The organism is Roseicyclus sp., assembly GCF_052168335.1.
In the GTDB taxonomy this organism is placed as follows: Bacteria; Pseudomonadota; Alphaproteobacteria; order Rhodobacterales; family Rhodobacteraceae; genus Roseibacterium.
In genome coordinates, this window is the sequence record NZ_JBQLZP010000669.1 from 1 (window position 1) to 6,727 (window position 6,727).

Below are 6,727 nucleotides of genomic sequence, written 5' to 3' on the forward strand. Positions count from 1 at the left end.
CCGCGCCGGCGGGCCCCTTCCGGGGGTCCGGCGGCGCGACCCCCGTTCCCGATCCCGACGAGTGCCGAGCATGACGCCGAGAGACCAGTCCCGTTCCGCCCGCGAGATCGCCTCCCTCGCCCCGATCATTCCCGTCCTCGTCGTCGAGGACGCGGGCCACGCCCGTCCCCTCGCCGAGGCGCTGGTCGCGGGCGGCCTTCCCGCGCTCGAGGTCACGCTGAGAACGCCCGCCGCGCTCGAGGCCATCGCCGCCATGGCCGAGGTGCCGGGCGGTGTCGTCGGGGCGGGGACCCTCCTCACGCCCGCCGATGTCCGCGCCGCCAGGGCCGCGGGCGCGCGCTTCGGCGTCTCGCCGGGGGCCACCGAGGCGCTTCTCGCGGCCTGCGCCGAGGAGGGCCTGCCGCTCCTGCCGGGCGCGGCCACGGCCACCGAGGCGATGCGCCTTCTCGAGGCGGGCTACGACATGCTCAAGTTCTTCCCCGCCGGTCCCGCGGGCGGGGTCGCCTATCTCGCCGCGCTGGCCGGCCCCCTGCCGCAGGTGGCGTTCTGTCCCACGGGCGGCGTCTCGCCCGGCAACGCGCGCGACTACCTCGCGCTGCCCAACGTGATCTGCGCCGGCGGCTCCTGGGTGGCGCCCGCCGACCTCCGGGCGCGGGGCGACTGGGCCGGCATCGAGGCGCTGGCGCGCGAGGCGGCGGCGCTCCGCTGACCTGCGCCCTTCGGTCGCGTGGGCCATGCTCCGCCGAGGCGCGGGGTGTCTTCCGGCAGCCCGCCGCGCAACACGCAGCCGTGATTGGCAAACCGCGAAACCCTTCTCCATGTCGGGCGTTGAGAGGACGGTGGCGCCGCAAGCGCGACCCCGCCTCATCGAGCAATGGAAAGGACAAGACCAAATGACCAAGAGAATGACCGCGGCACGCACCGGGCGTCTCGGCGTCCTCGCGGGCGCGCTCGCGCTCGTCGCCGCGCCGGCCCTCGCCGGCGGCATGGCCGAACCCGCACCGGCCCCGGCCGTCATCCCCGCGGCGCCCGCGCCGATGCCCTCCGCCGACTGGACCGGCCTCTACGGCGGTGTGCAGCTCGAGTACGGCGACGCCAACGTGACCGGAGGCATCTCGGGCGACGGGATGCTCGGCGGCATCTTCGCAGGCTACCGCTACGACTTCGGCAACTACGTTCTCGGCGCGGAGCTGGACGTGAACGCGGCGGACATCAACCTGCCGGGCGTCGGCGACATTGACACCGTCAGCCGCCTCGGGCTCGAGGCCGGCTTCGACGCGGGCAACATGCTGTTCTACGGCACCGCCGGCGGCGCGGTCGCCACGGTCGATGCCGGTGCCGACACGCTGCGCGGCCACGGCTATTTCTACGGCGTGGGCATGGACTACGCGCTGACCGAGACGCTGACCGTCGGTGCCGAGCTTCTCCAGCACGAGTTCCAGGACTTCGACAACATCGCTGGCACCGACGTCGATGCCCTGACCTTCGGCGTGAACGCGGCCTTCCGCTTCTGATCGCATGACTACGCGGCCCGGACGACTGCGTCCGGGCCGTTCTTCAGGCCGCCGCCGCGCGCCCCGCGGCGAAGCCGATCAGCCGGTCGAGCGCTTCGGCGAACTGCGCGTCCGGCAGCGTCAGCGCGACGCGCACATGCCCCGCCGCCGCCGTCCCGAAGCTCTCCCCCGGCATGACCGCGACCAGCCGCTCCGCGAGCAGCGCCTCGGCGAATTCCGTCCCCGACATCCCCGTCCGCCGCACGTCGATCATCGCGTACATCGCCCCGTCTGGCGGTACCGCGCCCAGCACCTGCTGCCGACCGATCCGGTCGAGCACGAGGTCGCGCCGCCGCCGGAAGGGCTCGGCCACCGCGGCCTCCACCTCCGGCCCGAGGTCGAGCGCGAAGAGCGCCGCGTCCTGGATGTAGCCCGGCACCCCGTAGGTCGTGTGCGTGGCGAGTTGCACCAGATCGGCGATGGCCTCGGCCGGTCCCGCGACCCAGCCGATGCGCGAGCCCGTCATGGCGTGGCTCTTCGACATCGACCCCACCGTCAGCGTCCGCTCCGCCATGCCCGGCCGCCCGGCGAAGGGCAGGTGCCACCCGTGCCAGACCTGCGTGTCGTAGACCTCGTCGGAGATCACCCAGAGGTCCGCCTCCGCCGCCGCCCGCGCGATGCCGTCCATCGTCTCGGCCGTGTAGACGGCGCCGGTCGGGTTGTTGGGCGAGTTGATCAGGAGGCTCCGCGCCCCCGTCGCGCGCGCCGCGGCCAGGATGTCCTCGCCGCGCGGCTGGAACCCGTCCCCGGGGCGTGCGGCGACGCGGACCGGCCGCGCGCCGACGGCGCGGATCGTGCCGGGATAGGTGGCGTAGTAGGGGTCGATCAGGAGGCCGGTGTCCCCTTCGTCGAGTGCCGCGTGATGCGCGGCGAAGAGCGCGGCCTGCCCCCCCGGCGTCACCAGCACGTTCTCGCGCCCGAGCGCCAGCCCCGAGGCCGCCGAGAGACGCGCCGCGATCCGGTCGCGGAGCGCGGCGATTCCCGGCACGACGGCATAGCCCGTGTGCCCCGCGCGCGCCGCGGCATGCATCGCGTCGAGGATCGCGGGATCGGTGCGCGTGTCGTGCTCGCCGATGGTCAGCTCCAGCACCGGCTGGCCCGCGGCCTTCATCGCACGCGCCTTGTAGAACACCTCCCAGGCGTCGGCCTCGCCGCCGAGGAGCGCGCGGATACGGGTGGAGCGTTCGGGCATGGCGGGCCTTCCGGTCGTGCGGGGGATCGCCCGGACGAGACCACGGCGGCGGACGCTCCGCAAGAGGCGCCGCTCAGGTCTCGAGCGGGGCGTCGTTGTCGGTCCGCACCAGCCGGTAGGACGCGATGATCCGCCGCTGCAACTCGTCGGGCGGCGTCTCCCAGGGCACCAGCACCCAGCCCGCGTCGGTCAGCGAGGGCGGCGAGTGGGCGCGCCCCTCGTTCACCATCCGCGCCGCGACGACGTAGTCCATCCGCAGGCTCACGCCGTGCCCGTTCTCGGTGTAGGCCGCGAACATGTGCCCCTCGACGGTCCAGACGACGGTGTCCGGGCCGAAGGGCTGCTGCCGCTCGGTATCTGCGAGAGCGCGGCAGACGCGGTCTGCAAACGTCTGGTGCATGGGTCTGAGTGGTCGCTCGTCCCGTGTATGCCGCAGGATACAATCAAAAGGGGGGCGAGTCGCAAGCCCGTCCGGCCCGGTGCGCCGCCATCGGTTCCCTTCGGCCCCGCAACCTGCTAGGTGCGCCTCGCGCGGAAAGCCTGCGGGAGAACGGGAAAATGGTCGGGATCAGGCTCAGGAACTCGATGACGCGGAAGGTCGAGCGGCTGGAGCCGATCGACCCGCAGAACGTGCGCATGTATGTCTGCGGCCCCACCGTCTACGAGCGCGCGCATCTCGGCAACGCCCGGCCCGCCGTGGTCTTCGACGTGCTCTTCCGGCTGCTGCGCCATGAATACGGGGCCGATCACGTGACCTACGTGCGCAACTTCACCGACGTCGACGACAAGATCAACGCCCGCGCCGCCGAGACGGGGCGGCCGATCTCCGAGATCACGGACGAGACCATCGCCTGGTATCTCGAGGACATGGGCGCGCTCGGCGTGCTGGAGCCCACGCACATGCCCCGCGCCACGGCCTATATCGGCGCGATGATCGCGATGATCGAGGACCTGGTCGCCGGGGGCCACGCCTACGAGGCGGAGGGCCATGTCCTCTTCTCCGTGTCGAGCTACCGGAACTACGGCCGGCTTTCGGGCCGCTCGGTCGAGGACATGATCGCGGGCGCCCGCGTCGAGGTCGCGCCGTGGAAGCGCGACCCGATGGACTTCGTGTTGTGGAAGCCCTCGGACGACAGCCTGCCGGGCTGGGACAGCCCCTGGGGGCGGGGGCGGCCCGGCTGGCACATCGAATGCTCGGCCATGGCGCACGAGCTTCTGGGCGCGAGCTTCGACATCCATGGCGGCGGCAACGACCTCTTGTTCCCGCACCACGAGAACGAGATCGCGCAATCGGCCTGCGCCCACCCCGAGGGGCATTTCGCGAAGATCTGGATGCACAACGAGATGCTCCAGGTCGAGGGCAGGAAGATGTCGAAGTCCCTCGGCAACTTCTTCACCGTGCGCGAATTGCTGGAGCAGGGGATACCAGGCGAGGTGATCCGCTTCGTGTTCCTGTCCACGCATTACTCGAAGCCGATGGACTGGACGGCGAAGAAGGCGGAGGAGGCGAAAGCAACGCTGAGGAGATGGGCTCAACTGCTTTCTGAAAGGCCTGCGGCAAGAACGGCGTCAGAGCCAGAACTTGATCCAATTGTCGTCCGTGCGCTTTCGGACGATCTCAATGCGCATCTTGCGCTCGCCCGTTGTAATGAACTCTACATCCAAGCCAAAGAAGCCACAAACGAAGGAAACCGAGCGCTAGGAAGCCTGTATTGGTGCATGAAGGAGCTCCTCGGCATTGACCTAGACGATGTATGGGAGGCGCTTCGGCCTAGAACCGTTGACGATATGATCCGAAAGTTCGAGCTGGGAGTGGCCTACAACAAATCGGTTTTTGGCCAGACTATTGAAGCCCTAATTGCACGTCGAATATTGGCGAAGCGCGATAGAGACTATGCGGAGTCGGATCGCATTAGAGATGCGCTAGCTGACGCCGGCGTTTTATTGCGCGATGTTCCGGGAGGAACGGATTTCGAATTCACGCCAGATTTCGACCCCGCAAAACTCGAGAACATCCTATGAGCGCGCAACGTCGGCCAGCTCCCGACCGCGGGCAAGGGAGAAGCCCCCGCGTCGCGCCTGAGGCGCGAACCTTCGGTGCGACGGGGCGGTCGGGGGCTGGCCGGGCCGTAGTCGTCCCCGCCGCGCTTGAGGCAACTCTACCGGACTTCTGCCTGGGCGCTTCATCCCGTAGAGCGGGACTTGTCCCGCCAGCCTTGCGCGGCGGGACAAGTCCCGCCCTACGGTGGGCTGACGCGGGTGGCGGTGCCCACCCATGACCCGCGAGCGCCTCTACCTCTACGACACCACGCTGCGCGACGGGCAGCAGACGCAGGGCGTGCAGTTCTCGACGGCCGAGAAGGTGCGCATCGCCGAGGCGCTCGACGCGCTCGGGCTCGACTACATAGAGGGCGGCTGGCCGGGCGCGAACCCGACCGACAGCGCCTTCTTCGAGGCCGCCCCCGCGACCCGCGCCACCATGACCGCCTTCGGCATGACCAAGCGGGCGGGGCGCTCGGCCGCGAACGACGACGTGCTGGCCGCCGTCCTCAACGCCGGCACGCCCGCCGTCTGCCTCGTCGGCAAGACCCACGACTTCCACGTCACCGAGGCGCTCGGCATCGCGCTGGAGGAGAACCTCGGCAACATCTCCGCCTCCGTCGCCCACGTGGTCGCGCAGGGGCGCGAGGCGCTGTTCGACGCGGAGCACTTCTTCGACGGCTACAGGGCGAACCCCGCCTACGCGCTCGACTGCGCGAGGGCCGCGCGCGACGCGGGCGCGCGGTGGGTCGTGCTCTGCGACACCAACGGCGGCACGTTGCCGGGCGAGATCGGGCGGATCGTGGCGGAGGTCATCGCCGCCGGCATCCCCGGCGACCGCCTCGGCATCCACTGCCACAACGACACCGAGACGGCGGTGGCCGGCAGCCTCGCCGCCGTCGAGGCGGGCGCGCGGCAGGTGCAGGGGACGCTGAACGGTCTCGGCGAGCGTTGCGGCAACGCGAACCTCACCTCGCTCATCCCGACGCTCCTCCTGAAGGAGCCCTGGGCCAGCCGCTACGAGACCGGCATCACGCCCGGGGCGCTGGCGGGCCTGACGCGCACCTCGCGGATGCTCGACGACATCCTGAACCGCGTGCCGACGCGGCAGGCCGCCTATGTCGGCGCCTCGGCCTTCGCGCACAAGGCGGGCCTCCACGCCTCGGCCATCGTGAAGAACCCCGCGACCTACGAGCACATCGCGCCCGAGACCGTGGGCAACGCCCGCATCATCCCGATGTCGAACCAGGCCGGGCAGTCGAACCTCCGCCAGCGGCTGAGGGAGGCGGGCATCGAGGTCGCCGACGCCGACCCCGCGCTCGGCGAAATCCTGCGCGAGATCAAGGCCCGCGAGGACGAGGGCTATTCCTACGACACCGCGCAGGCCAGTTTCGAACTGCTCGCCCGCCGGGCCCTGGGGATCATGCCGCGGTTCTTCGAGGTGAAGCGCTACCGCGTGACGGTCGAGCGGCGGAAGAACAAGTACGACCGGATGGTCAGCCTGTCGGAGGCGGTGGTCGTGGTGAAGATCGGGGATCGCAAGATGCTGTCCGTGTCCGAATCGATGGACGAGCAGGGCAGCGACCGGGGCCCGGTGAACGCGCTCGCCAAGGCGCTGGCCAAGGACCTCGGGCCCTACCAGGGCTATATCGACGACATCCGCCTGGTCGACTTCAAGGTGCGGATCACGCAAGGCGGAACCGAGGCCGTGACGCGCGTGGTCATCGACAGCGAGGACAGCGCGGGGCGGCGGTGGGCGACCGTCGGCGTCTCGCCCAACATCGTCGACGCGAGCTTCGAGGCGCTGCTCGACGCGATCGAATGGAAGCTGGTGCGCGACGGCGCGCCCGAGGCCTGAAGACAGGGACCGACCGATGAACATGGACACATTCCTCCGCTTTCACGAGGGCGTCTCGCGCCAGGGGCCCGGCACGCCCCAGGA

General features: G+C 70.4%; 6 protein-coding genes. 4 read left to right on the forward strand and 2 right to left on the reverse strand.

Annotated elements, in window-relative coordinates:
• Nucleotides 1-70: 70 nt before the first annotated feature.
• Both eda and ACTS11_RS20405 read left to right on the forward strand, forming a co-directional pair.
• Entirely contained in the window at nt 71-709 is a 639-nt protein-coding gene (eda, locus tag ACTS11_RS20400) for a bifunctional 4-hydroxy-2-oxoglutarate aldolase/2-dehydro-3-deoxy-phosphogluconate aldolase (protein ID WP_442642116.1), read from the forward strand.
• Between the two features lie 184 nt (nt 710-893).
• A complete protein-coding gene (locus ACTS11_RS20405; protein ID WP_442642117.1) occupies nt 894-1,514 on the forward strand; it encodes an outer membrane protein in 621 nt (206 codons plus the stop codon).
• Nucleotides 1,515-1,557: 43 nt separating this feature from the next.
• Here ACTS11_RS20405 and ACTS11_RS20410 read toward each other — a convergent pair whose 3' ends face one another.
• Both ACTS11_RS20410 and ACTS11_RS20415 read right to left on the reverse strand, forming a co-directional pair.
• On the reverse strand, nt 1,558-2,745 hold the full coding sequence (locus tag ACTS11_RS20410) for a pyridoxal phosphate-dependent aminotransferase (RefSeq protein ID WP_442642118.1): 1,188 nt from the start codon (nt 2,743-2,745) through the stop codon (nt 1,558-1,560).
• Between the two features lie 73 nt (nt 2,746-2,818).
• The gene (locus ACTS11_RS20415; protein ID WP_442642119.1) at nt 2,819-3,145 is read right to left on the reverse strand and encodes an MmcQ/YjbR family DNA-binding protein; all 327 of its coding nucleotides are present in this window, start codon (nt 3,143-3,145) and stop codon (nt 2,819-2,821) included.
• A 158-nt stretch (nt 3,146-3,303) separates the two neighbouring features.
• On the opposite strand from ACTS11_RS20415, the gene cysS reads away from it, so the two are divergent.
• Complete coding sequence (cysS, locus tag ACTS11_RS20420; protein ID WP_442642120.1) at nt 3,304-4,767, forward strand: cysteine--tRNA ligase; 1,464 nt, start codon at nt 3,304-3,306, stop codon at nt 4,765-4,767.
• 253 nt (nt 4,768-5,020) lie between these two features.
• Complete coding sequence (gene cimA, locus ACTS11_RS20425) at nt 5,021-6,643, forward strand: citramalate synthase (protein ID WP_442642121.1); 1,623 nt, start codon at nt 5,021-5,023, stop codon at nt 6,641-6,643.
• Nucleotides 6,644-6,727 lie beyond the last annotated feature (84 nt).